Genomic DNA, 22,849 nt, shown 5'->3' on the forward strand with positions numbered 1-22,849 from the left:
TTTCCAAAGCTGTTTCAAAGAATGGTGCGCGACGCAGTATGAACTCGATTGTTACCTGTACGACAGGCCAGGGACGCAGTTAAGCTGGATCTACCTGTTTGGAGCATAAGCAAATGTTGACCCTGGAGAACCTCTTCGTCCTGATGCTGGTAGCCACGGCAGGCGCCTGGTTGTGGCACAACCATGGGTTGCGCGAGAAAGCCCTGGAACGGGTCAAACAGCATTGCGCCAAACTGGACCTCGAGTTGCTTGACGACGCCGTGGCGCTCAAGCGCATCGGCTTTGTGCGCGATGCCAATGGCCGCAAGCGCCTGGCCCGCATCTATGCCTTCGAGTTCACCGTCACTGGCGAGCAGCGCCACCCCGGTAGCGTGACACAGTTCGGTGCGCACAGCGTGCAGATAGAACTGGCACCCTACCCGTTCGAGATCAAGACCCCGCCGCGCACCGACAACGTTATCGAGATGCAGCAATGGCGCCAGGAACACAACCGCTGGCGTAACTGATCAGCTGATGCAGCATTCACGCAAAGCGGCCTGCAGCGCCGCTTGCGATTGCGCCTGATCGAAAATCAGCTCGATGCGGCTGTCCCGGCGCCACTCGCTGGGCTGCCAGGCGGGCAAGCCCCCATCCAGCCCGTTGAAAGCCTGCCACCCCTCCGGACTGTGGATAACCCCCTTGGCGCGTCGCCAGGGCAAATTTTGCAAGAACGTGCTTAACCGCTGTGGATAAAACTGCTGGCTGGGGTGCCAGCGCCAGCCAATACTCCAACCACCCTCGCCATGCTGGGCCAGGCAGACCGGCTGGGTGGGGTCGGCCCAGACCGCACCTGGGGTTATTTCCAGATTGTCGACAATCCTGACGGCGGAAAGCGGGCTGTCAACAATCTGTGAAGGTGCCTGGGGTAGGCCACGAAACGCTACTTCACCCTGCACCGCCCACAGCACTCTCCTGTCGATAAATTTATTACTTATCAACAACTTAGTTGATTCATCCACAGCCTCTGACTTATTCAGAATCACACATTCGCAGGCGTTCAACGCCTGATGTTGCGCATCGGAAAGCCGCTGGTTGCGAACCACCGCCTGAGCATCCAAAACCATGACAAGTGGCTGAATTGTCAGCACTCCAACCCATGGCGCTGCCTGCAGCTGTGCCTGCAATTGCAACGGGTGACCCAAACCTGAAGGCTCGATGAACAAACGGTCAGGGCGTGATTTGCGCAATAGACGCCCTAGCCCGACCTGAAACGGCATACCGTTCACGCAGCACAGACAACCACCGGCCACTTCACCAATGGCTACACCGTCTTCATCCCGGCTGAGCAACGCCGCATCCAGGCCAACCAGGCCGAATTCATTGATCAGCACCGCCCAGCGCTCATTGGGCGGCCGCTGCGCCAGCAAATGGCGGATCAGGGTGGTTTTGCCGGCGCCGAGCGGGCCGGCAATCACGTGGGTAGGTATGTTCTGCAGCATGGCCTGGTTCAAACAGTGGCAAAGCCTAACTATGCGCCGTCAGGCCAACCAGTCAAGGCTCAGCAGCAGACGCCCCTGCTGGCCCGAAGGCGAGCGGTGAACCAGACCTGCGCCTTCGTTGCCTTGCCAGTTCTCGCCCTTGAGCAGCGCGACATCACCGGCTTGCAGGGTTTGAATTTTATCCACAGGGGGCTGTGCTGTGTGTAACTCCCGCCGGTGGCTGATCGCCTCAGGCAACCATTCACTGCCCGGCCCCACGTAGGTTGTGAGCAAGCGCAATGGTACGTTATCCACATGGAAGCGCGGACACATGGGGCCATCCAGCACGCGCAGGCGTAAACCCACACGGCGCGCACCCACCAGGCAGGTGTAGGCCGCGACCAGCCAGGTCACATCGGCTACAAATGACTCATAGCCATGCAGGTCAGCGGCTTCGCGCAGCAGGTCCGGCAGGACCGGCGCGTGCTGCTCGTCCACCTCGATTACCCGTTGGTCGGTCAAAGGCTGGCCAAGGCTGAGTACCAGTTCAGCAAAGTCCTGCAACTGCGCCGGCAGCCGCCGCCGCCACACGGCCAGGTTGACACCATCCTGCAGGACCTCAGCCAATATTTGCGGCGTTTCGCCAAACACCTGAAAGATATCCACAGGCCTGAATGCCAGGCTCATGCTGCGGACTCCGCATGCCACGGTCCGAACGGATCGGGCAGCCGCAACCAGCCCATATGCCCAAGCTGCATTTCCTCGTCGGTCAACAAGCACGCGTCAAGGGCTGTGGATAACTTGGCAAAGTCGATGTTCTGCCCAATGAACACCAATTCCTGGCGGCAATCGCCGGTTTCAGCGGTCCAGTGTTTAAGGATTGCACTGGTGTTATCCACATCCTCAGGCCACTGGTCGCGCGGTACGAAGCGCCACCAGCGCCCCGCCAGCCCATGGCGCATCATCCCGCCCGCTTGCGACCAGCTACCGGCTTCCTGGTACTTGCTGGCCAACCAGAAAAAGCCTTTGGAACGGAGCAAGCGGCCGTTGGTCCAGTGCGTGTGGATAAAATCGTAGAACCGTTGTGGATGCAGCGGGCGCCGCGCTTGCCAGGTCATGGCTGCAATCCCGTACTCTTCGGTTTCCGGTACGTGCTCGCCGCGTAGCTCCTGCAACCAGCCTGGCGCCTGGGCCGCCTGGTCGAAGTCGAACAGGCCCGTATCGAGAATGCGCTCCAGTGGCACCTGGCCCATGACCATCGGCACGATCTCTGCCCGCGCATTGAGGCTGCGCAAAATGGCCACGAGCTCTTCGCGCTCATGCTGGCTGATCAGGTCGATCTTGCTCAGCAGCAGTACATCGGCAAATTCCACCTGTTCGATCAGCAGGTCACTGATCGAGCGCTCATCGTCCTCGCCCAATGTTTCGCCACGGCTGGCCAGGCTGTCTGCAGCCTGGTAATCGCGCAGGAAGTTCAGGCCATCGACCACCGTGACCATGGTGTCCAGCCGGGCCATGTCGGACAAGCTGCGGCCTTGTTCGTCGCGGAAGGTGAAAGTCTCTGCTACCGGCAGTGGCTCTGAAATGCCCGTGGACTCGATCAGCAGATAGTCAAAGCGCCCTTCTGCGGCTAACCGCGCTACCTCTTCTAGCAGGTCCTCACGCAGGGTGCAGCAGATGCAGCCGTTGCTCATCTCGACGAGCTTTTCTTCAGCGCGGTTGAGGCTGACGTTGCGCTGCACCTCGCTGGCATCGATGTTGATTTCGCTCATGTCGTTGACGATGACGGCAACCCGCAGGTTGTCACGGTTACGCAATACATGGTTGAGCAACGTGCTTTTGCCGGCACCCAGAAAGCCGGACAGCACAGTAACGGGAAGACGATTGGACATGGCGAAACCCCTTCAGGCGAGCGCATTCGAAACGATGCATTGCACAATGTTATAAAGTAACAATACAATTTCGCCAAGTCGTTCTCGACGGACGAATGCTCACCAGGGACAAAACATGAAACTGTCACGCGCCATGGCATTGGTGTTGTTCGCCATGCCCACCTCACTGGTTGCCATGCCGCAGAGCACTGCACTGGCGTTGTGTACCCGCAGCGCCACGCTGCTCTCCTGCCAGGACGGCAAAGGGAGTTACTACAGCGTACGCACGCACGGCAATGAACTTTTCCTGCGCGGTTTCGACTCGGTCACGCGGCGGCTATGGGCTCAAACCAACAGCCGTTACGGTTCGTTGACCTTCTTCACCGGCCTGGCCAGTGATGGCGAAGCCTGGGTGGGTTACAGCCGCCGCGTAGGCTGGACCACGTTGAACCGGGTGTCCAGTTCCAGCGGGCAACGTTTCAATTTGCATTGCAGCATGATCGGCGGCTGCCGCTGACACCTTTTTCTGTGGAAACCCCAATGAACCAGCACACGCTCCCCGATATCGCCTCACAGACTCATGCGTTCGCCTTGCCACTGAACTGGGTGGGCATGTGTGGCATAGCCTTGCCCGTGCAGTTCGAAGGGCGCCCCGCTGCTGCCACCGTCGACGCAGGCGTCAGTCTGATAGACGGCCATTCACGTGGCATCCACATGTCGCGGCTCTACCTTGCATTGGAGGCCCTGGAAAACCAGCCCCTTACGCCGCTGGCAATTCGGCAGCTTTTGGCGGATTTTTTGACCAGCCACGAAGGGCTGTCTTCCGCTGCTTATCTGCGCCTGGGCTTTGATCACCTGCTTAAAAGACCAGCCTTGATCAGCCCATTGGCAGGCTGGAAGAGCTATCCCGTGACCATCGATGCACGCATCGAGAATGAAATGTTCCACGTGGAACTATCCGTTAGCGTGCCCTATTCGTCCACCTGTCCATGTTCGGCGGCGCTTGCCAGGCAACTGATACAACAGCAGTTCCAACAGCAATTCCCCGGGTCGCAGGTCGACACCGCGGCGGTAATGAACTGGCTGGGCACTGCCGAAGGCATCGTCGCTACCCCACATAGCCAACGCAGTAGCGCGAAAATTCAGGTACGGCTGCGCAGCAGCCAGCGTGATCTGCCGATTACCGAGCTGATTGATTGCATCGAAATGAGCTTGGGCACAGCGGTACAGACTGCGGTCAAGCGTGCAGACGAACAGGCCTTCGCTTTAGCCAACGGGCAAAACCTGATGTTCTGTGAAGATGCTGCCCGGCGCCTGCACCAGGCGCTGCGACAATTGGAGTGGAGTGCTGCTTTCAGGCTGCGGGTGGAACATGCAGAAAGCCTGCATGCCCACGACGCTGTTGCCACCAGCCAGTGGCAGTGGGACCTCAACTGCGCGGTTTGACCGTACCGCAATCACTGCCCAGCCACACCGCACGGGTGTTCATGCTGCCTTGCTGCTGAACACCCGACGCGTTGAAGGTGCCACTGACCTGGGTGGTGAATTCCCGATCACTGAGGAACGTCGCCTGGCCACTGCCCTGTGCCTTCGGGCAACTGAACTCGAACTTCCACACGTTGCCGGTACGGTCTGTGATTTTCTGCGTGCAACCGGATTTGGGATCCTGCAGCGGGATGTCGTTGGTCGCCACCTGTTCGGCGGTCAGGCAGGAACGCACGCCATTACCAGCCACCGTCACCCCTTGTTTGGCCAGCACGCCTTCCATCATCGCGCGCTGCTCCGGCGGCAGGTTCTTGAGCTGGCCCAGCATGAACCCCATGTCAGGTAACGGCTTGCCATCGACCTGCATGTTGCTGGTGGTCAGCTCCCACAAACCGGGTTGCAGCATCTGGGCATGCACCAGCGGGCTGCTCATACCGAGGACCAGGGCCAACAGTGGCAGACGAATCTTCATGGGTGAACACTCCTGAAAAAAGCCGGCCAAGCGGGCCGGGCTGAGCCTTAGACGCCAAAACCATCCGCAGGTTGCAAGGTGCACCGGGAACGTGTTCTGTTAGCCAACAGTACTCGGTGAGCAGGATGCATATGGATTACCACAGCCCCTATTTCTTTGGTTATGTAATTGGCCTGATTCATCTACTGGGTATCGTAGCCGCACTGCACGCGTTGTTCACGGTGCGCACGGCCCAAGGCGCAATTGCCTGGGCGATGCCGTTGTTCTTCATTCCTTATTTCACCCTTATACCGTACTTGGTGTTCGGCGCCCGTTCGTTCAATGCGTATATCAAGGCGCGGCGCCAAGCCAACCAGGAAATGCACGTTGCAATGGCCAACCTCAACTGGCGACCATGGGTTGAAGAAGCCCTGACCGCCCGCGAGTCGGAAAGCTACGCCGCGCTACGCGCCATGCCCAAACTGGGGCGCATGCCTTGCCTGGCGAACAACCAGGTGAAGCTGCTGATCAATGGCAAGGCCACCTTCGATGCCATTTTCGCGGCCATCGAAAAAGCCCGCGATGTGGTGCTGGTGCAGTTCTTCATCATCCATGACGACAAACTCGGCAAGGCATTACAGCACCTGCTGCTGCGCAAGGCGGCTGAAGGGGTTCAGGTGTTTGTGCTGTACGACCGTGTCGGTAGCCATGCCTTGCCAGCCAGCTATAGCCAGGCGCTGCGTGATGGCGGCGTACAGGTTCACGCTTTCGCCACCCGGCGTGGTTGGTTCAACCGCTTTCAGGTCAACTTCCGCAACCATCGCAAGATCGTGGTGGTGGATGGCTTGGTCGGTTTCATCGGCGGGCATAACGTAGGTGACGAGTACCTGGGTGAAGACCCGCAGCTTTCACCATGGCGCGATACTCATGTGCAGATCGGCGGGCCAGTGCTGGCCTGCCTGCAAGAGTCGTTCGCCGAAGACTGGTACTGGGCCTCGCGCCAGCTGCCGCCGCTGATTCTGCCAGATGCCTACCCGGACGACGGCGTGCTCTGCCAGGCCTTGGCCAGTGGGCCGGCGGACCCACAGGAAACCTGCGCACTGTTCTTCCTTGAAGCCATTCACTCCGCCACGCGCAGGGTGTGGATAACCACCCCCTACTTCATCCCTGACGAAGCGGTGTTCGCGGCATTGCGCCTGGCAGCACTGCGAGGGGTGGATGTGCGCGTATTGATCCCGGCACGCCCCGACCACCGGGTTGTCTATGCCGCCTCCAGCCTGTTTGCCTTCGAAGCGGTACGCGCAGGCGTACGCATGTTCCGCTACCAGCCGGGTTTCCTGCACCAGAAGGTGGTACTGGTAGATGACGAGGTGAGCGCAATCGGCAGTGCCAACCTGGACAACCGTTCATTCCGCCTGAACTTCGAGATCACCCTGCTGACGGTCGACCGTGGCTTTGCCGACCAAGTGGAACGTATGTTGAATGAAGACTTCGAGCAGGCGCGCGAGATAACCGTTGAGGACAGCCGCGACACCCACCGGCTACAGCAATTGGGGATGCGCATTGCACGCTTGATATCCCCAATCCTGTAACCGGTGCCGCCGGCCAGAGGTAGGTGTCAGCGGTACAGATCCTCGCGTGTCCAGGGCAGGTCGTGATGCCCGTCGGCATAGGGCTTCACTGCCAGAATCTGGTGCAGGTTGATCCAGCCCTTCTGAAACGCATAGGCACACCCGGCCAGGTACAAACGCCAGATGCGCAGGGTTTTCTCGGGGACAAGTGCCGCCGCCTTGTGCAGCTGGTTCTCCAGATTCTCGCTCCAGTGGTGCAGGGTCTTGGCGTAGTGCAGGCGCAAGCTCTCCACGTCCACCACCTCCAGCCCTGCTTCGCAGATGCTGGCACTGATCATCGACAGGTGGGGCAGCTCACCATGTGGGAACACGTAGCGATCGATGAACTCGCCTGCACCTCGCCCCACCGGCCGACCATCCACATGCTTGGCGGTGATGCCGTGGTTCATCACCAGCCCCCCTTCCCTCACCGCACCGAACAGCTTCTGGCAATACAACGCCAGGTTGGCATGGCCGACATGCTCGAACATGCCCACGCTGACAACCTTGTCGAAGCGGCCGTCTTGCGGCAGGTCGCGGTAATCGAGTATCTGTAAATCGACCTTGTCGCTCAGACCCTCTGCCTTGACCCGCTGGCGGCCGAGCTTCAACTGTTCTTTGCTGAGGGTGATGCCGAATACCTTGGCGCCATACTCACGGGCAGCGAAACGCGCCAGCCCTCCCCAGCCACAGCCCACATCGAGCAGATAGTCGCACGCATCGAGCCGCAGCTTGCGGCACAGGTGCTCGAACTTATCTTGCTGCGCCTGATCGAGGGTATTGTCCGGCTCGCGAAAATAAGCGCACGAGTACACCATGTCCTGGTCCAGCCACAGCTGGTAGAACTCATTGGAAACGTCGTAGTGATAGGAAATGGCCTGGGCGTCGGTGGTCTTGTCATGCGCCAGGCGCTGGGGCGGCGTGTCGTCTTCGTCGGTAAGCAGTGCCTCACTCAGCTCATCGCAAACGCGTATGGCCTCACCGATATCGCCTTCCAGTTCCAACTTGCCTTCGACGAATGCCGTGCCCAACTGGTCCATGCTCGGGTGGGTCAGCTGGCTGATCAACTGGGGTTCCCTGACCAGTATGGTGACCTGCGGGCTGGGCCCGAGATCGAAGTGGTTGCCGTCCCAGAGTTTCAGCCGCAGCGGTAGATGCAAGCTCTGCAGTGCCGGTGGAAGTTGCGCAAGCATGAACGACCCTCCTATCCGTAATTGGCCACGACGCCCGAAATTTCGAACGTCGTCGAATCAGAGTAGTTCATCCATGGGATGTTTCCTCCCGATCAGACCATGGTCTAGACCCTGCCGCGCTGGTATGCGCAGCGAATTGTATACAATTCCACGGGCTCAGCCTAACCTAATGCCCCTGTCGCGTTTCTACATCCCTGGAGTTGAACCATGAAGACCTATGACGTGGTGATCATCGGCGGCGGCCCTGGCGGCTACAACGCAGCCATTCGCGCTGGCCAACTTGGGCTAAGTGTCGCCTGCGTGGAGGGCCGCTCGACCTTGGGCGGCACTTGCCTGAACGTCGGCTGCATGCCGTCCAAGGCACTGCTGCATGCTTCCGAACTCTACGAAGCCGCCAGCGGTGAGGCGTTCGCCCACCTCGGCATCGAAGTCAAACCTACGCTGAATCTCGCCCAGATGATGAAGCAGAAGGACGAGAGCGTGGCCGGCCTGACCAAAGGCATCGAGTACCTGTTCCGCAAGAACAAGGTCGACTGGGTCAAGGGCTGGGGCCGCCTGGATGGCGTCGGCAAAGTGGTCGTGAAGGCGCAGGACGGCAGCGAAACCACGCTGCAGGCCAAAGACATCGTCATCGCCACCGGTTCCGAGCCGACGCCGCTGCCAGGCGTGACCATCGACAACCAGCGCATCATCGACTCGACCGGCGCGCTGTCGTTGCCGCAGGTGCCCAAGCACCTGGTCGTCATCGGTGCCGGGGTGATCGGCCTCGAGCTGGGGTCGGTGTGGCGCCGGCTGGGTAGCCAGGTCACGGTCATCGAATACGTCGATCGCATCTGCCCTGGCACCGACAGCGAAACCGCCAAGATCCTGCAGAAGGCATTGGCCAAGCAAGGTATGGTGTTCAAGCTGGGCAGCAAAGTGACCCAGGCCACCGCCAGCGCCGACGGCGTGGCCTTGACCTTGGAGCCTGCAGCGGGTGGCGCGGCAGAAACACTGCAAGCCGATTATGTATTGGTGGCGATCGGTCGCCGCCCCTATACCAAAGGCCTGAACCTGGAAAGCGCAGGCCTGGAAACCGACAAGCGCGGCATGCTTGGCAACGAACACCACCGCACTTCAGTGCCCGGGCTCTGGGTAATCGGCGACGTCACTTCCGGGCCGATGCTGGCGCACAAGGCCGAAGACGAAGCAGTGGCCTGCATTGAGCGCATCGCCGGCAAACCGCATGAGGTCAACTACAACCTCATCCCTGGCGTGATCTATACCCGGCCGGAGCTGGCCAGCGTGGGCAAGACCGAAGAGCAGCTGCAGGCCGAAGGGCGTGAATACAAAGTGGGCAAATTCCCCTTCACGGCCAACAGCCGCGCCAAGATCAACCACGAGACCGAAGGCTTCGCCAAGGTACTTGCCGATGCCAAAACCGACGAAGTGCTGGGTGTGCACCTGGTGGGCCCGAGCGTCAGCGAAATGATCGGTGAATTCTGCGTGGCCATGGAGTTCTCGGCCTCGGCCGAAGATATCGCCCTCACCTGCCACCCCCACCCCACCCGCTCCGAAGCGTTGCGCCAGGCAGCGATGAATGTGGATGGCATGGCCATGCAGGTTTGAGTCGACTACGCCGAGGGTAACAGCGAGCGGGAGCTTGCGTCCGCTGCTTCCCCCTTCGGCGCAGGCAAGCGTTTGGTGCGTTGCAGTTACTCGATCCTGCTGGTTGATGAATACTGCTCAGCGCTGCCTTGCAGACCCCGGCAACAGATACGCTGCACCGCCGGGGTCGGCAGGCTTCAGGCCACCGAGGCTTGACGCGGCACGCGCACGCTCAGCATGCCCGACAACGAGATCAACCAAAGCACCAGAAACACGCAGGCAATTGCCAGGTTCGAGGTCAGCGGCAAAGCGCTGACCAGCGCCGAGGCCAATGACCCGAATACCAGCATCAGGCAGCCTTGCAGGCTGGCGGCAACACCGGCGCGGTCGGGGAACAGCGACATCGAGTTGGCCATGGCGTTGGAGAAGATGAAGCCCTGACCGAACGCGACCAGCATGATGCCGCCCAGGATCAAGACCAGGTGAAGGTCCTTTGCCTGCGTGGCGATGGTCACCACGCCGAGCAGAAACACCGCCATTCCTGCCCTCATCAGCAGCCGCGGCTTGACCTGCCGGATAAGCGCACGGTTGACCAGAGTGCCCACCAGGTAGCAGCTACCCACAGCCAGCGCGGTGGTGCCAAAGTACTGCGCGCTGTGCCCCAGGCGTTCCTGGACGATGTGTGGGCCGAACACGTTCCATAGCAGAAACGCCGAGAAGCTCGAGCCGAGCACAACCACCGAGGCCCGAAAGCGGCTGTCCGCCAGGATCGAGCGGTAGCCGGCACAGGTTTGCAAAGCGCTGCGTCTGTTCATGGCGGGCAACGACTCCTTGAGCCCTGCCAGCACGAAGGCCAACACGATCACGGCGTATACCGCGTACAGGACGAAGTTGTAGCGCCAGCCAAGGTGCACTTCGATCACCCCGCCAATGTACGGCGCGATCACCGGCCCCAGGCCGAAGGCCAGGCTCAGGTAGATGATCGCTACGTAGAAACGCGGCCCTTTGACGATGTCCACCAGCAGCGCTCGGGCAACTACCTGACAGGCGCCGATGGCGAAGCCTTGCAGGGCGCGGGCGAGCAGGAGCATCTCGATGGACTTGGCCACGGTTGCCAACACGCTGCCCGCGAGGAACACCAATAGCCCCAATTGCACCGCCGGCCGCCGCCCACGGGCATCGGCCATGATGCCGAAGAACAGCTGCCCCAGTGCATAGAACAGCAGGGTGATGGTGATGGTGTTCTGCATCAGCGCCGGGCTGGCTGACAGTTCACGGCCAATGGAGGGGATACTCGGCGCGTACAGGTCGATGGCGATACCGCCCACGCTGTTGATCAGCGGCGCCAGGAAGACAATGAAATTCTCGTAACGCTTGGTCGCGTTCATGCTTACCTCCGGCGCACCGGGCAGCGGATGCCCGGCGCGCGTCGTGGTCAGGCCGAGGCCTGGCGGTTGAAAGTGGGCAGGGCCTTGTTTGTGGTAGGAACCCCGATTGACCTGCGGATCCTTGACCAGGGATTGATCGGCGCTGCGAAACGACGCGAAGGCTCGGGGGTGGCGTCGTAGTGGCTGAGGTAGTGGCAATCATGTAGCCCACGGTCGGTATCCATTCAGTTTTCAAGCTGCGAAACACACGCTCCATCGGCGCGTTATCCCAGCAGTTTCCACGACGGCTCATGCTTTGGCGCATGCGGTAACGCCAGAGCCGCTGGCGGAACTGACGGCTACCATATTGCGAGCCCTGATCCGAGTGAAACAGAAGGCCTTGAGGCCTTCCACGCTGTTCATAAGCCATGTCCAACGCTTTGATGACCAGAGATCCGCATCCGGCTTGTTCGACAGCGCCCAGCCCACCACTCGGCGCGCATAAAGATCCATAACGACACCCAGGTAATGCCACCTCCCTTGAGCCCAGATGTAGGTGATGTCGCCACACCAGACCTGATTCGGTGCCGGCACATCAAACTCTCGATTCAAGATATTCGGAATGTCAGGCTGCTCAACCGTCGCTCGTTTGTAGGCATGTCATCCAGGTTGTTTGCTGACCAGCTCCAGTTCCCGCATCAAGCCTCGCACCTTGAACCGCCCGATCTGCTCGCCGTCTTCCTGCATCATCGACACGATGCTGCGGCTACCGGCAGCGCTTCGACTTTGCGTAAACAGTTCGTTAACCCGGCTGCGCAACCGAAGCCGCTCAACGTCTGGAGTTCGGCGCCTGAGACGGTGGGCGTAGTAACACGAACGAGTGACATCAAAGACTCCGCAAAGCCAATCAACCGGCTCGTGAGGGCTCAGTTGATCAATCAGCGCTTGCGCTCGTGCTCTTCCGACATCAAGAGCGCGGTAGCCTTTTTTAAAATGGATTTCTCCCGCTCAAGTCGAGCGATTCGAGCTTCCAATTCCTGGATTTTCTGTTGCTCAGGCGTCAGCGCCTTACTTTACGGAGTAACGCCGGTGCGCTCCTGCTGCAGTTGATTGACCCAGCGACGCAACGCGGACTCGACCACCCCAAGCGAGCGGCTGGCTTCGATATGGCTATAGCCTTGATCGAGCACGAGGACTGCGGCCTCGCGTTTGAATTCAGCGGAAAAGGAACGACGTTGTTTGGTCATCAGACACCTCTATCTGGCGAGCATTCTCGCCTAAATGGGTGTCCGGTTTCATTAGACCACTACATCTAATACTTTCTCGAATCGAAGCGACGGGCGTCGAATTGCGCATAGTGCAGGAGGTGGAGAACCTACAAGCTGCTCTAGGCTTGACCAAGTCCGGCGTAGGACTGACATTCGTACCCCACAGCGTCGGCGCCGAGCAACGCCAAGGCATCGTTTTCTTACCGATTCGTCGTGAACCGCTGCACTCTCCCTTGAGTGCGGCCTGGCTGCCAGGATCTCAGTCGCTCGCCCTGCGCAACTTCCTTCCCCTGCTTACCATGGTTGGGCAAGGCCGCCACGTTTCACCGCCCCCCGGCAACCGGGATGATGGCTCCAGTGATGTAACTCGCTGCCTCTGAGGCCAACCAGCACACGCAATCGGCGACCTCCTCCGGCGATCCTGCTCTACCTGCTGGTAGTGCAGCCGCCATTTCGGTCAGCCGCTCGGGCTTGCCGGCGGCGGCGTGCAAATCTGTCTCGATCAAACCTGGGGCTACCGCGTTGACCCGGATGCCCTCGCTGGCCACCTCCTTGGCCAGGCCGCGGGTCAGACTGTCGATAGCTCCTTTGGTCGCTGCATAGTGGATCCACTCCCCGCCGCCACCCAGCTCGGCGGCCCGAGAAGAGAGATTGACGATGACCCCGCCCACTCCGCCATGGGAACGCCCCATGCGCCGTACTGCTTCGCGAGCACACATGAATGACCCGAAAACGTTGACTTGGAATACATGTTCAAGACGTTCGTAGGACAGCGTTTCAAGCCTGGAGAACCCTTCGGTGATGCCAGCGTTGTTAACCAGCAGCGCAAGGGGAGCGGGACGTTGGTCGAGCGCTTGGAACAAAGCGTGCACAGACTCGGGCGAAGCTATGTCCAAATGGCAGCTCCAAGCTACACCGCCTGCGCCACAGATTGCGCCCACCACAACTTGCGCCGCTTCTGCGTCGCGCTCGTAGGTCAGGCACACCTCATATCCTTTGTGCCCGAGCTGCCGAGCTACAGCCGCACCTATTCCGCGACCTCCACCCGTTACCAATGCCAAGCGTTTCATGGTGATCTCCTTATCCGATCCAAGGAACCTTCGAGCGCACTCGACGTTTGTCGTCACTCTACGCCAAAATCTTTAAACCTATCGTACCTGCCGCCGGTGAGCGACTCGCGGATTAAGGTTTCTAGCAGGTTTGGGCATTTGACTAGCCTGCGCATACAACCACTCTCTGTCGTGACGATGCAGCCAGGTGTAAAGCGATTGGCATTCGCGGCTCAAGCCCCCGCGCCTATCCGTTACTCAACGGTAACCGACTTGGCCAGGTTACGCGGCTGGTCCACATCGGTGCCTTTCAGCACAGCCACGTAGTAAGACAGCAACTGCAGCGGAATGGTGTACAGGATCGGCGCTAGGGCATCGGCGATGTGCGGCACCTGGATCACGTGGGTGCCCTCGCCATTAGTCATGCCCGCATGTTCGTCAGCGAACACCACCAATTCCCCACCACGGGCCCGTACTTCCTGCAGGTTGGACTTCAGTTTCTCCAGCAGTTCGTTGTTCGGCGCAACGGTCACCACCGGCATATCGTTGTCCACCAGTGCCAATGGGCCATGCTTCAGTTCGCCAGCTGGGTAGGCTTCTGCGTGAATGTAGGAGATTTCCTTGAGTTTGAGTGCGCCCTCCATCGCCACCGGGTACTGGGCGCCACGGCCGAGGAACAGGGTGTGGTGCTTGTCGGCGAACAGCTCGGCGATTTTCTCGACGGTGGCGTCCATGGCCAAGGCTTCGCCAAGGCGCGTCGGCAGGCGGCGCAGCTCTTCGACCAGGTCGGCCTCGACACCGGCCGGCAAGGTGCCGCGGACTTGGCCGAGCGCCAGCGTCAGCAGCATCAGCGACACCAGCTGGGTGGTGAAGGCCTTGGTCGAGGCCACACCGATTTCCGGGCCAGCGAGGGTCAGCAGGGTCAGGTCGGACTCACGGACCAGCGAGCTGATACCCACGTTGCAGATCGCCAGGCTGCCGAGGAAGCCCAGCTCCTTGGCGTTGCGCAGGGCAGCGAGGGTGTCAGCGGTTTCGCCAGATTGCGAAATGGACACAAACAGGGTGTCTGGCTGCACCACCACCTTGCGGTAGCGGAATTCACTGGCCACTTCCACCTGGCAAGGGATGCCGGCCAGGCCTTCGAGCCAGTAACGGGCGACCATGCCTGCGTGGTAGCTGGTACCGCAGGCAACGATCTGCACATTGCGCACTTTGGCAAACAATTCTGCAGCCTGGGGGCCGAAGGCCTGGACCAGAACGTGATCTTTACCCAAGCGCCCTTCCAGCGTGCGCTGAACCACGGTTGGCTGCTCGTGGATTTCCTTGAGCATGAAGTGGCGGTAGTTACCCTTGTCGGCGGCCTCGGCGCCTTCATGGTACTGCACGGTTTCGCGCTGGACTTCGTGCCCGGCCTGGTCCCAGATGGTGACCTGATCGCGACGGATCTCGGCGATATCGCCCTCTTCCAGGTACATGAAGCGGTCGGTCACCTGGCGCAGGGCCAGTTGGTCGGATGCCAGGAAGTTTTCGCCCAGGCCCAGGCCGATCACCAGGGGGCTGCCGCTGCGTGCGGCGAGCAGGCGATCAGGCTGGTGGATGCTGACCAGCGCCAGACCGTAGGCACCGTGCAGGCGTTTCACGGCCGCCTTCAGCGCATCTGCCAGGTTCGGCACGCTTTTCAGGGTATGGTGAATCAGGTGCACGATGACTTCGGTATCGGTCTGCGAGGCGAAGACATAGCCCAGGCCCTTCAGTTCTTCGCGCAGCTCTTCGTGGTTCTCGATGATGCCGTTGTGCACTACCGCTACTTCATTAGCAGAGAAGTGCGGGTGGGCATTGCCTTCGGTGGGTGCACCATGCGTCGCCCAGCGGGTGTGGGCGATACCCAGCCGGCCACTCAGCGGCTCGGCAGCAACGGCCGCTTCCAGCTCGCTGACCTTGCCGATGCGGCGGCGACGCTGCAGCTGGCCGTCCTGGGTGAGCACGGCCAGGCCGGCGCTGTCGTAGCCACGGTACTCAAGCCGCTTGAGGCCTTCGATCAGGATGGCGGTGATATTACGTTCGGCGACGGCACCAACGATTCCACACATGAATTATTGCTCCTGGCTGATCGCGGCACAGATCAGGTTGATGCCGCGGGCTTGAATGTGTTCGCGTGCCGCTGTGGGCAGGCGTTCATCTGTAATAAGGGTATGCACGCTGCCCCAGGGCAGCTCGAGGTTGGGGATCTTGCGCCCCACCTTGTCCGACTCGACCATCACGATCACTTCGCGGGCGACCTCAGCCATTACCCGGCTCAGGCCAAGCAACTCGTTGAAGGTGGTGGTGCCCCGCGCGAGGTCGATGCCATCGGCACCGATGAACAACTGGTCGAAATCGTAAGACCGCAGGACCTGCTCGGCGACCTGCCCTTGGAACGATTCGGAGTGCGGGTCCCAGGTTCCGCCGGTCATAAGCAGTACCGGTTCGTGCTCGACCTCGCTGATGGCGCGAGCCACATTCAACGAATTGGTCATCACCACCAGGCCGGGCTGGCGGCCCAGTTCCGGAATCATAGCGGCGGTCGTGCTACCGCTATCGATGATGATCCGAGCATGCTCGCGTATACGACCCACCGCTGCACGGGCGATAGCTTTTTTGTAGGCAGAGACCGGGTGCGCGGGTTCGCTGAGCATTTCCTGCGGTACCGGTACTGCACCGCCGTAACGGCGCAGCAGCAGGCCGTTCGCCTCCAGCGCGGCAAGGTCCTTACGAATGGTCACTTCCGAGGTTTCGAAACGCTTGGCCAAGGCATCCACACTCACTTCGCCCAGCTCGCTAAGCATGGCCAGGATGTTGTGGCGGCGTTGAGGGGTGTTTCGTTTCGACATGATCAGTTAAATTTCGTTTCGAAAGATAATGGTTGCAATCAAAACCTAAGATGAGCGATTCGTCAAGCTGTGCATAACTTTACTGGCGGCAATTTTTCTTGGCTTGTCCGCAACGCCGGCACCGCGATGTATAGCACCGGCTTTGCCGGTGTTCGCGGGCTTGCCCGCTCCCACACGGGCCGCGCCCACACATCGGGTTGCATAGAGCACAAAAAAAGCCGACTTACTCACATAGGTCGGCTTCGAGGGAAGCAGCTGTGGATAAATCAGCTCTTCTTGATCTTCTCCGGCCGCTTCCAACCTGGGATGTTGCGCTGGCGTGCCCGGGCCACTGCCAGATCACCTGCTTCAACAGCCTGCGTAATGGTAGAACCAGCGGCGGTAGTGGCGCCGGCCTGGATCTCCACAGGCGCTACCAGCGAGTTGTTCGAACCGATGAATACATCCTCACCCATCACTGTCTTGAACTTGTTGGCACCGTCGTAGTTGCAGGTGATGGTACCTGCGCCAATGTTGGTACGGGCGCCGATTTCGGCATCGCCCAGGTACGTCAGGTGGCCAGCCTTGGCACCCTCTCCAAGGTGAGCGTTTTTCAGTTCTACAAAGTTACCCACATGGGCTTTGGCATCCAGCACGCTGCCAGGGCGCAGCCGAGCAAACGGGCCGGCATCGCTGCCCTCGCCCATCACCGCACCTTCAAGGTGACTGTTGGCCTTGACCACAGCCCCTTTGCGCAGGGTCGTGTTCTTGATTACACAGTTGGGACCGATCTGCACATCGTCCTCGATGACCACTTTGCCCTCGAGTACAACGTTGATGTCGATCAGCACGTCACGACCGACGGTCACCTCACCGCGCACGTCGAAGCGCGCCGGGTCACGCAGGGTTACACCCTGGGCCATCAGGCGACGCCCTTCACGCAACTGGTAGTGGCGCTCCAGCTCGGAAAGCTGGCGACGGTCGTTGGCCCCCTGCACTTCCATTGGATCGTGTGGCTGCTCGGTAGCCACCACCAAACCATCGGCCACCGCCATGGCGATGACGTCGGTCAGGTAATACTCACCCTGGGCGTTGTTGTTTGACAGACGACCCATCCAGTCAGCCAGGCGCGCCGCTGGCAGCGCCAGAATGCCCGTGTTGCCTTCGTTGATCGCTTTTTGCGCTTCGCTGGCATCCTTGTGCTCAACGATGGCGGTGACATTGCCTTGCTGATCGCGAACGATGCGGCCATAGCCGGTCGGGTCGTCGAGGGTGACTGTGAGCAGGCCCAGTTGCTGGTCATTGGCCTTGGCCAGCAGCCGCTGCAGGGTCTCCACTTCGATCAGCGGCACGTCGCCGTACAGTACCAGCACAGTATCGGCAGTCAGCGCTGGCAGTGCCTGTGCAACGGCGTGGCCGGTACCCAGCTGTTTGTCCTGCATGACGAAATTCAGGTCATCGGCGGCCAGGCGCTCGCGGACCAGTTCGGCACCATGGCCAATGACCACATGAATACCTTGCGGCTGCAGCTGGCGCGCGCTGTGGATAACATGGCCGAGCATGGAGTTGCCGGCGACCGGGTGCAGCACCTTGGGGAGCGCCGAACGCATGCGCGTGCCTTGGCCTGCGGCGAGAATAACGATATCGAGGGACATTACTGGCTACCAATCCTGGGCGGTCAGCTGCGTGACCAGAATAGAAATTCGGAAAAAGAAAAAGGGTAGCCGAGGCTACCCTTTAACTCAATCGCACTGGCAGTAAGCGGCCTGGGCCGGATTATTTACCTCTGCGCATTTGCTGGACAGTACGCAGCTGAGCAGCCGCCTCGGCCAGACGTGCGGCTGCAGCGCCGTAGTCGAAGTCCGAGCCTTTAGTGTTCAGCGCGTTCTCGGCAGCCTTGAGGGCTTCCTGAGCCTGAGCTTCGTCCAGGTCGGCAGCACGTTGCACGGTGTCGGCAAGAACCTTCACCATGTTCGGCTGCACTTCGAGGAAGCCACCGGAGATGTAGAACACCTCTTGAGTGCCACCCTGCTTGGTCAGCGTGATCGGACCTGGCTTGAGATTGGTGATCAGCGGCGCGTGGCCTGGAGCGATACCCAGATCGCCCAGGTTGCCGTGCGCTACTACCATCTCGACCAGGCCGGAGAAGATTTCTCCTTCCGCGCTGACGATGTCGCAATGGACTGTCATAGCCATCTGCTTGCCTCAACCTGATTAGCGCCCCTTGCGGGGCGCCGGGATTACAGTTTCTTGGCTTTCTCGATCGCTTCGTCGATGCTGCCGACCATGTAGAACGCTTGTTCTGGCAGGTGGTCGTAGTCACCTTTGAGGATGCCGCTGAAGCCAGCGATGGTGTCTTTCAGGGAAACGTACTTGCCTGGCGAACCGGTGAAGACTTCGGCCACGAAGAACGGCTGCGACAGGAAGCGCTGGATCTTACGAGCGCGGGCTACCAGTTGCTTGTCGCTTTCGGACAGTTCGTCCATACCCAGGATCGCGATGATGTCCTTCAGCTCTTTGTAGCGCTGCAGAACATACTGAACGCCACGAGCGGTCTCGTAGTGCTCGTTGCCGATCACGTTCGGGTCCAGCTGACGCGAAGTCGAGTCCAGTGGGTCGACCGCTGGGTAGATACCCAGGGAGGCGATGTCACGGGACAGAACGACGGTGGCGTCCAAGTGGGCGAAGGTGGTCGCTGGCGACGGGTCGGTCAAGTCGTCCGCAGGTACGTATACGGCCTGAACGGAGGTGATCGAACCTTCCTTGGTGGAGGTGATGCGCTCTTGCAGAACGCCCATCTCTTCAGCCAGGGTCGGCTGGTAACCTACTGCAGAAGGCATACGGCCCAGCAGTGCGGATACTTCGGTACCGGCCAGGGTGTAACGATAGATGTTGTCGACGAACAGCAGAACGTCGTTACCTTCGTCACGGAACTTCTCAGCCATGGTCAGGCCGGTCAGCGCTACGCGCAGACGGTTTCCTGGTGGCTCGTTCATCTGGCCGTACACCAGGGATACTTTATCGATAACGTTGGAGTCGGTCATCTCGTGGTAGAAGTCGTTACCCTCACGAGTACGCTCACCCACACCAGCGAACACGGAGTAACCGCTGTGTTCCATGGCGATGTTACGGATCAGTTCCATCATGTTAACGGTCTTGCCGACGCCGGCACCACCGAACAGACCAACCTTACCACCCTTGGCAAACGGGCAAACCAGGTCGATAACCTTGATGCCGGTTTCCAGCAGGTCGTTGCCGCCTGCCTGGTCAGCGAACGAAGGCGCTGGCTGGTGGATACCGCGACGCTCTTCTTCGCCGATCGGACCGGCTTCGTCGATCGGGTTGCCCAGTACGTCCATGATGCGGCCCAGGGTGGCCTTACCAACAGGAACGGAGATGGCAGCGCCGGTGTCGACGACATCCAGACCGCGCTTCAGGCCTTCGGTCGAGCCCATCGCAATGGTACGAACCACGCCGTCGCCCAGCTGCTGCTGAACTTCCAGGGTGGTTTCCGCGCCTTGTACTTTCAGCGCGTTGTAAACACTCGGCACGACGTCACGTGGGAATTCCACGTCGATGACGGCGCCGATGATTTGAACGATACGTCCGCTACTCATAGCTGGATCCTCTGATTTTTTGAACCGTTAAACCGCGGCAGCGCCGCCGACGATTTCCGAGATCTCCTGGGTGATCGCAGCCTGACGCGCCTTGTTGTAGATCAATTGCAGCTCTTTGATCAAATCACCGGCGTTGTCTGTGGCGTTTTTCATGGCGATCATCCGGGCTGCTTGTTCAGCAGCGTTGTTCTCGACCACCGCCTGGTAGACCTGCGACTCCACGTAACGCACCATCAAGCCGTCCAGCAGCTCTTTTGCGTCGGGTTCGTACAGGTAGTCCCAGTGGTGCTTGAGTTCCTGATCCGGGGTTGCCACCAACGGTACCAATTGCTCGACCGTCGGTTTTTGGGTCATGGTGTTGATGAACTTGTTCGAAACCACCGAGAGGCGATCGATACGGCCGTCCATATAGGCGTCCAGCATCACTTTGACGGAGCCGATCAGATCATTGATCGACGGCTCTTCGCCCAGGTGGCTGATCGCGGCTACAACGTTGCCGCCAAAGATGCGGAAGAAAGTCGCACCCTTGCTGCCGATCACGCACAGGTCGATTTCCACGCCCTGTTCGCGGTTTTCGCTCATGTCCTTGACCAGGGCCTTGAACAGGTTGGTGTTCAAGCCACCGCACAAGCCACGGTCACTGCTCACCACGATATAACCGGCGCGCTTTACAGGGCGCTCGATCATGAACGGGTGGCGGTATTCCGGGTTGGCGTTGGCCAGATGACCGATCACCTGGCGGATACGCTCCGCGTAAGGACGGCTAGCAGCCATGCGCATTTGTGCCTTGCGCATCTTGCTGACCGCCACTTTCTCCATGGCGCTGGTAATTTTTTGCGTGCTTTTGATGCTCGCAATCTTACTGCGAATCTCTTTTGCGCCTGCCATGTATCACCTATCAGGTTAGCAAGCGGGGGCCGGAGCCCCCGCTGCGGCTTACCAGGTCTGGGTGGCCTTGAACTTCTCGATACCGGCTTTCAGGCCTGCGTCGATTTCGTCGTTGAAGTCACCCTTCACGTTGATCTTCGCCATCAGTTCGGCGTGATCACGGTTGAAGAAGGCGATCAGTGCTTGCTCGAAGCTACCGACCTTGGAGACTTCCACGTCAGTCAGGAAACCACGCTCAGCGGCGTACAGCGACAGAGCCATGTCCGCGATGGACATCGGCGCGTACTGCTTCTGCTTCATCAGCTCGGTTACGCGCTGACCATGCTCCAGCTGCTTGCGGGTCGCTTCGTCCAGATCGGAAGCGAACTGGGCGAATGCAGCCAGTTCACGGTACTGAGCCAGAGCGGTACGAATACCACCGGACAGCTTCTTGATGATCTTGGTCTGAGCGGCACCACCTACGCGGGATACCGAAACACCGGCGTTCACTGCAGGGCGGATGCCCGAGTTGAACATGGCCGATTCCAGGAAGATCTGACCGTCGGTGATGGAAATCACGTTGGTCGGAACGAACGCGGAAACGTCGCCAGCCTGGGTTTCGATGATCGGCAGGGCGGTCAGGGAACCGGTCTTGCCAGTGACTGCACCGTTGGTGAACTTCTCGACGTATTCTTCCGAAACGCGCGATGCACGCTCCAGCAGACGGGAGTGGAGATAGAACACGTCGCCTGGGTACGCTTCACGTCCTGGCGGACGGCGCAGCAGCAGGGAGATCTGACGGTAGGCAACGGCCTGCTTGGACAGGTCATCGTAAACGATCAGTGCGTCTTCACCGCGGTCACGGAAGAACTCGCCCATGGTGCAGCCGGCGTATGGCGCCAGGAACTGCAGTGCGGCGGATTCCGAAGCACTGGCAACAACCACGATGGTGTTGGCCAGGGCGCCGGTTTCTTCCAGCTTGCGAACGATGTTGGCAACGGTGGAGCGCTTCTGGCCGACAGCAACATAAACACAGAAAATACCGGAGTCTTTCTGGTTGATGATGGCGTCGATGGCCATGGCGGTCTTACCGATCTGACGGTCGCCAATGATCAGCTCGCGCTGGCCACGGCCGACAGGGATCATGGCGTCGACGGACTTGTAGCCAGTCTGTACAGGCTGGTCTACCGACTTACGCCAGATCACGCCTGGAGCCACTTTCTCGACCGCGTCGGTCTGGGTGTTGCCCAGCGGACCTTTGCCATCGATCGGGTTACCCAGTGCGTCAACGACGCGACCCAGCAGTTCCTTACCAACAGGAACTTCCAGGATGCGGCCGGTGCACTTGGCGCTCATGCCTTCGGCGAGGGTGTCATAGGCACCCAGGATCACTGCACCTACGGAGTCTTGCTCCAGGTTCAGGGCCATACCGTAGACGCTGCCAGGGAACTCGATCATTTCGCCGTACATGACGTCGGCCAGACCGTGGATCCGCACGATACCGTCGGATACCGAAACAACGGTACCTTCGTTACGGGCTTGGGAGCTCACATCGAGGTTGTCGATGCGGCCCTTGATGATTTCACTAATTTCGGAAGGATTGAGTTGCTGCATTGCTCTGCTGCCCCTTCAAACTCAAGATTTCAATGCTTCGGCCAGTTTCGCGATTTTGCCGCGAACAGAGCCATCGATTACCAGGTCACCTGCGCGGATGACGACGCCGCCAATCAGGCTGGCATCCTCCGACGCGTGCAGGCGCACTTCCTGGCCTAACCGTGCACTGAGAACCTTGGCGAGTTTGTCTTGCTGTTCTTGGTTCAACGCGAAGGCACTGGTGACTTCCACGTCCACGGATTTCTCTTGCTCGGCCTTGTACAGGTCGAACAGGGCGGCAATCTCCGGCAGAAGCAGGAGACGGTCGTTTTCCGCGGCAACATGAATGAAATTCTGTGCCTGTGCATTGAACTTGTCACCGCACACGTCAATGAACGTGGCGGCCTTTTCTGCGCTCGTCAGTCGCGGGGCCTTGAGCAGGCGCTGCATGGTGTCGTCTTGCGACACCGCAGCAGCCAGGCCGAGCATGGCTGACCAATTGGCCAGTTGCTGATGGGCCTGGGCGTGCTCAAAGGCAGCCTTAGCGTAAGGTCGGGCCAACGTGGTCAGTTCTGCCATGATCGC

21 protein-coding genes and 1 pseudogene are annotated in these 22,849 nt (G+C 59.9%); 6 read left to right on the forward strand and 16 right to left on the reverse strand.

Translation table 11 applies throughout. From position 1 onward, the window contains the following. Positions 1 to 113 precede the first annotated feature (113 nt). The gene (locus AACG97_RS27750) at positions 114 to 506 is read left to right on the forward strand and encodes a DUF3301 domain-containing protein (RefSeq protein ID WP_009683538.1); all 393 of its coding nucleotides are present in this window, start codon (positions 114 to 116) and stop codon (positions 504 to 506) included. On the opposite strand, the gene AACG97_RS27755 is transcribed toward AACG97_RS27750, so the two are convergent. Genes AACG97_RS27755 through zigA form a run of 3 tightly spaced genes read right to left on the reverse strand, consistent with a single transcriptional unit; the run spans position 507 to position 3,349 of the window. Then, positions 507 to 1,478: a CobW family GTP-binding protein gene (locus AACG97_RS27755; RefSeq protein WP_197884909.1), complete on the reverse strand. Its 972-nt coding sequence runs from the start codon at positions 1,476 to 1,478 to the stop codon at positions 507 to 509. A 39-nt stretch (positions 1,479 to 1,517) separates the two neighbouring features. Next, a complete protein-coding gene (locus tag AACG97_RS27760; RefSeq protein WP_197884910.1) occupies positions 1,518 to 2,144 on the reverse strand; it encodes a DUF1826 domain-containing protein in 627 nt (208 codons plus the stop codon). Further along, positions 2,141 to 3,349 carry a zinc metallochaperone GTPase ZigA gene (gene zigA, locus AACG97_RS27765; protein ID WP_197884911.1) on the reverse strand — a complete coding sequence of 403 codons (1,209 nt, stop codon included), beginning with the start codon at positions 3,347 to 3,349 and terminating at the stop codon, positions 2,141 to 2,143. Before zigA ends, AACG97_RS27760 begins: the two co-directional genes overlap by 4 nt. A 115-nt stretch (positions 3,350 to 3,464) precedes the next feature. Between zigA and AACG97_RS27770 the strand changes: the two genes are divergently transcribed. Together AACG97_RS27770 and folE2 are read left to right on the forward strand one after the other, a co-directional pair. Then, on the forward strand, positions 3,465 to 3,845 hold the full coding sequence (locus AACG97_RS27770) for a glutamine synthetase (RefSeq protein ID WP_197884912.1): 381 nt from the start codon (positions 3,465 to 3,467) through the stop codon (positions 3,843 to 3,845). Between the two features lie 23 nt (positions 3,846 to 3,868). Beyond that, a complete protein-coding gene (folE2, locus tag AACG97_RS27775; RefSeq protein ID WP_144189554.1) occupies positions 3,869 to 4,774 on the forward strand; it encodes a GTP cyclohydrolase FolE2 in 906 nt (301 codons plus the stop codon). On the opposite strand, the gene AACG97_RS27780 is transcribed toward folE2, so the two are convergent. After that, a complete protein-coding gene (locus AACG97_RS27780) occupies positions 4,758 to 5,285 on the reverse strand; it encodes a DUF3617 domain-containing protein (protein WP_009683544.1) in 528 nt (175 codons plus the stop codon). The two genes, folE2 and AACG97_RS27780, sit on opposite strands and share 17 nt — an antisense overlap. A 131-nt stretch (positions 5,286 to 5,416) precedes the next feature. On the opposite strand from AACG97_RS27780, the gene cls reads away from it, so the two are divergent. Continuing rightward, positions 5,417 to 6,856 carry a cardiolipin synthase gene (gene cls, locus AACG97_RS27785; protein ID WP_009683545.1) on the forward strand — a complete coding sequence of 480 codons (1,440 nt, stop codon included), beginning with the start codon at positions 5,417 to 5,419 and terminating at the stop codon, positions 6,854 to 6,856. A gap of 26 nt (positions 6,857 to 6,882) precedes the next feature. Here the strand turns inward: cls and cfaB are convergent, their stop codons facing one another. Then, positions 6,883 to 8,067, reverse strand: a complete 1,185-nt coding sequence (gene cfaB / locus AACG97_RS27790) for a C17 cyclopropane fatty acid synthase CfaB (protein ID WP_115295163.1) — start codon at positions 8,065 to 8,067, stop codon at positions 6,883 to 6,885. A 207-nt stretch (positions 8,068 to 8,274) separates the two neighbouring features. On the opposite strand from cfaB, the gene lpdA reads away from it, so the two are divergent. Beyond that, a complete protein-coding gene (lpdA, locus tag AACG97_RS27795) occupies positions 8,275 to 9,675 on the forward strand; it encodes a dihydrolipoyl dehydrogenase (RefSeq protein WP_225786187.1) in 1,401 nt (466 codons plus the stop codon). Positions 9,676 to 9,851: 176 nt separating this feature from the next. On the opposite strand, the gene AACG97_RS27800 is transcribed toward lpdA, so the two are convergent. Together AACG97_RS27800 and AACG97_RS27805 are read right to left on the reverse strand one after the other, a co-directional pair. Continuing rightward, complete coding sequence (locus AACG97_RS27800; protein ID WP_197884914.1) at positions 9,852 to 11,042, reverse strand: multidrug effflux MFS transporter; 1,191 nt, start codon at positions 11,040 to 11,042, stop codon at positions 9,852 to 9,854. A gap of 193 nt (positions 11,043 to 11,235) precedes the next feature. Next, positions 11,236 to 12,268: pseudogene (locus AACG97_RS27805) on the reverse strand (IS3 family transposase); the annotation flags it as partial. A 38-nt stretch (positions 12,269 to 12,306) separates the two neighbouring features. On the opposite strand from AACG97_RS27805, the gene AACG97_RS28235 reads away from it, so the two are divergent. Continuing rightward, positions 12,307 to 12,669 (forward strand): LysR substrate-binding domain-containing protein, encoded by a 363-nt coding sequence (locus AACG97_RS28235; protein WP_225786186.1) that lies wholly within the window; start codon positions 12,307 to 12,309, stop codon positions 12,667 to 12,669. Here the strand turns inward: AACG97_RS28235 and AACG97_RS27810 are convergent. From AACG97_RS27810 to AACG97_RS27850, 9 genes are all read right to left on the reverse strand, one after another. Next, positions 12,613 to 13,359, reverse strand: coding sequence for an SDR family oxidoreductase (locus AACG97_RS27810; protein ID WP_009683552.1), 747 nt, complete (start codon positions 13,357 to 13,359; stop codon positions 12,613 to 12,615). The genes AACG97_RS28235 and AACG97_RS27810 overlap by 57 nt on opposite strands. Positions 13,360 to 13,592: 233 nt before the next feature. Beyond that, complete coding sequence (gene glmS, locus AACG97_RS27815) at positions 13,593 to 15,428, reverse strand: glutamine--fructose-6-phosphate transaminase (isomerizing) (RefSeq protein WP_054914016.1); 1,836 nt, start codon at positions 15,426 to 15,428, stop codon at positions 13,593 to 13,595. A 3-nt stretch (positions 15,429 to 15,431) separates the two neighbouring features. Beyond that, positions 15,432 to 16,211 (reverse strand): DeoR/GlpR family DNA-binding transcription regulator, encoded by a 780-nt coding sequence (locus AACG97_RS27820; RefSeq protein ID WP_225786208.1) that lies wholly within the window; start codon positions 16,209 to 16,211, stop codon positions 15,432 to 15,434. A 263-nt stretch (positions 16,212 to 16,474) separates the two neighbouring features. Beyond that, the gene (gene glmU, locus AACG97_RS27825; RefSeq protein ID WP_029886843.1) at positions 16,475 to 17,842 is read right to left on the reverse strand and encodes a bifunctional UDP-N-acetylglucosamine diphosphorylase/glucosamine-1-phosphate N-acetyltransferase GlmU; all 1,368 of its coding nucleotides are present in this window, start codon (positions 17,840 to 17,842) and stop codon (positions 16,475 to 16,477) included. A 121-nt stretch (positions 17,843 to 17,963) separates the two neighbouring features. Further along, the gene (locus AACG97_RS27830) at positions 17,964 to 18,383 is read right to left on the reverse strand and encodes a F0F1 ATP synthase subunit epsilon (protein WP_029886844.1); all 420 of its coding nucleotides are present in this window, start codon (positions 18,381 to 18,383) and stop codon (positions 17,964 to 17,966) included. Between the two features lie 44 nt (positions 18,384 to 18,427). Continuing rightward, positions 18,428 to 19,804 carry a F0F1 ATP synthase subunit beta gene (atpD, locus tag AACG97_RS27835; RefSeq protein ID WP_338464343.1) on the reverse strand — a complete coding sequence of 459 codons (1,377 nt, stop codon included), beginning with the start codon at positions 19,802 to 19,804 and terminating at the stop codon, positions 18,428 to 18,430. A gap of 27 nt (positions 19,805 to 19,831) precedes the next feature. Beyond that, positions 19,832 to 20,692 carry a F0F1 ATP synthase subunit gamma gene (gene atpG / locus AACG97_RS27840; protein WP_009684663.1) on the reverse strand — a complete coding sequence of 287 codons (861 nt, stop codon included), beginning with the start codon at positions 20,690 to 20,692 and terminating at the stop codon, positions 19,832 to 19,834. A 48-nt stretch (positions 20,693 to 20,740) separates the two neighbouring features. Further along, positions 20,741 to 22,285: a F0F1 ATP synthase subunit alpha gene (atpA, locus tag AACG97_RS27845; RefSeq protein WP_009684664.1), complete on the reverse strand. Its 1,545-nt coding sequence runs from the start codon at positions 22,283 to 22,285 to the stop codon at positions 20,741 to 20,743. Positions 22,286 to 22,306: 21 nt separating this feature from the next. Then, positions 22,307 to 22,843 carry a F0F1 ATP synthase subunit delta gene (locus tag AACG97_RS27850; protein WP_003253191.1) on the reverse strand — a complete coding sequence of 179 codons (537 nt, stop codon included), beginning with the start codon at positions 22,841 to 22,843 and terminating at the stop codon, positions 22,307 to 22,309. Between the last annotated feature and the right edge of the window lie 6 nt (positions 22,844 to 22,849).

The organism is Pseudomonas sp. Nvir (assembly GCF_963778085.1).
GTDB classification, from domain to species: domain Bacteria; phylum Pseudomonadota; class Gammaproteobacteria; order Pseudomonadales; family Pseudomonadaceae; genus Aquipseudomonas; species Aquipseudomonas juntendi.

Bases quoted from the DNA above. Each gene is read 5' to 3' on its own strand.
- AACG97_RS27750 (WP_009683538.1), top strand. From the start codon at position 114: ATGTTGACCCTGGAGAACCTCTTCGTCCTGATGCTGGTAGCCACGGCA.
- AACG97_RS27755 (WP_197884909.1), bottom strand. From the start codon at position 1,478: ATGCTGCAGAACATACCTACCCACGTGATTGCCGGCCCGCTCGGCGCC.
- AACG97_RS27760 (WP_197884910.1), bottom strand. From the start codon at position 2,144: ATGAGCCTGGCATTCAGGCCTGTGGATATCTTTCAGGTGTTTGGCGAA.
- zigA (WP_197884911.1), bottom strand. From the start codon at position 3,349: ATGTCCAATCGTCTTCCCGTTACTGTGCTGTCCGGCTTTCTGGGTGCC.
- AACG97_RS27770 (WP_197884912.1), top strand. From the start codon at position 3,465: ATGAAACTGTCACGCGCCATGGCATTGGTGTTGTTCGCCATGCCCACC.
- folE2 (WP_144189554.1), top strand. From the start codon at position 3,869: ATGAACCAGCACACGCTCCCCGATATCGCCTCACAGACTCATGCGTTC.
- AACG97_RS27780 (WP_009683544.1), bottom strand. From the start codon at position 5,285: ATGAAGATTCGTCTGCCACTGTTGGCCCTGGTCCTCGGTATGAGCAGC.
- cls (WP_009683545.1), top strand. From the start codon at position 5,417: ATGGATTACCACAGCCCCTATTTCTTTGGTTATGTAATTGGCCTGATT.
- cfaB (WP_115295163.1), bottom strand. From the start codon at position 8,067: ATGCTTGCGCAACTTCCACCGGCACTGCAGAGCTTGCATCTACCGCTG.
- lpdA (WP_225786187.1), top strand. From the start codon at position 8,275: ATGAAGACCTATGACGTGGTGATCATCGGCGGCGGCCCTGGCGGCTAC.
- AACG97_RS27800 (WP_197884914.1), bottom strand. From the start codon at position 11,042: ATGAACGCGACCAAGCGTTACGAGAATTTCATTGTCTTCCTGGCGCCG.
- AACG97_RS27810 (WP_009683552.1), bottom strand. From the start codon at position 13,359: ATGAAACGCTTGGCATTGGTAACGGGTGGAGGTCGCGGAATAGGTGCG.
- glmS (WP_054914016.1), bottom strand. From the start codon at position 15,428: ATGTGTGGAATCGTTGGTGCCGTCGCCGAACGTAATATCACCGCCATC.
- glmU (WP_029886843.1), bottom strand. From the start codon at position 17,842: ATGTCCCTCGATATCGTTATTCTCGCCGCAGGCCAAGGCACGCGCATG.
- AACG97_RS27830 (WP_029886844.1), bottom strand. From the start codon at position 18,383: ATGGCTATGACAGTCCATTGCGACATCGTCAGCGCGGAAGGAGAAATC.
- atpD (WP_338464343.1), bottom strand. From the start codon at position 19,804: ATGAGTAGCGGACGTATCGTTCAAATCATCGGCGCCGTCATCGACGTG.
- atpG (WP_009684663.1), bottom strand. From the start codon at position 20,692: ATGGCAGGCGCAAAAGAGATTCGCAGTAAGATTGCGAGCATCAAAAGC.
- atpA (WP_009684664.1), bottom strand. From the start codon at position 22,285: ATGCAGCAACTCAATCCTTCCGAAATTAGTGAAATCATCAAGGGCCGC.
- AACG97_RS27850 (WP_003253191.1), bottom strand. From the start codon at position 22,843: ATGGCAGAACTGACCACGTTGGCCCGACCTTACGCTAAGGCTGCCTTT.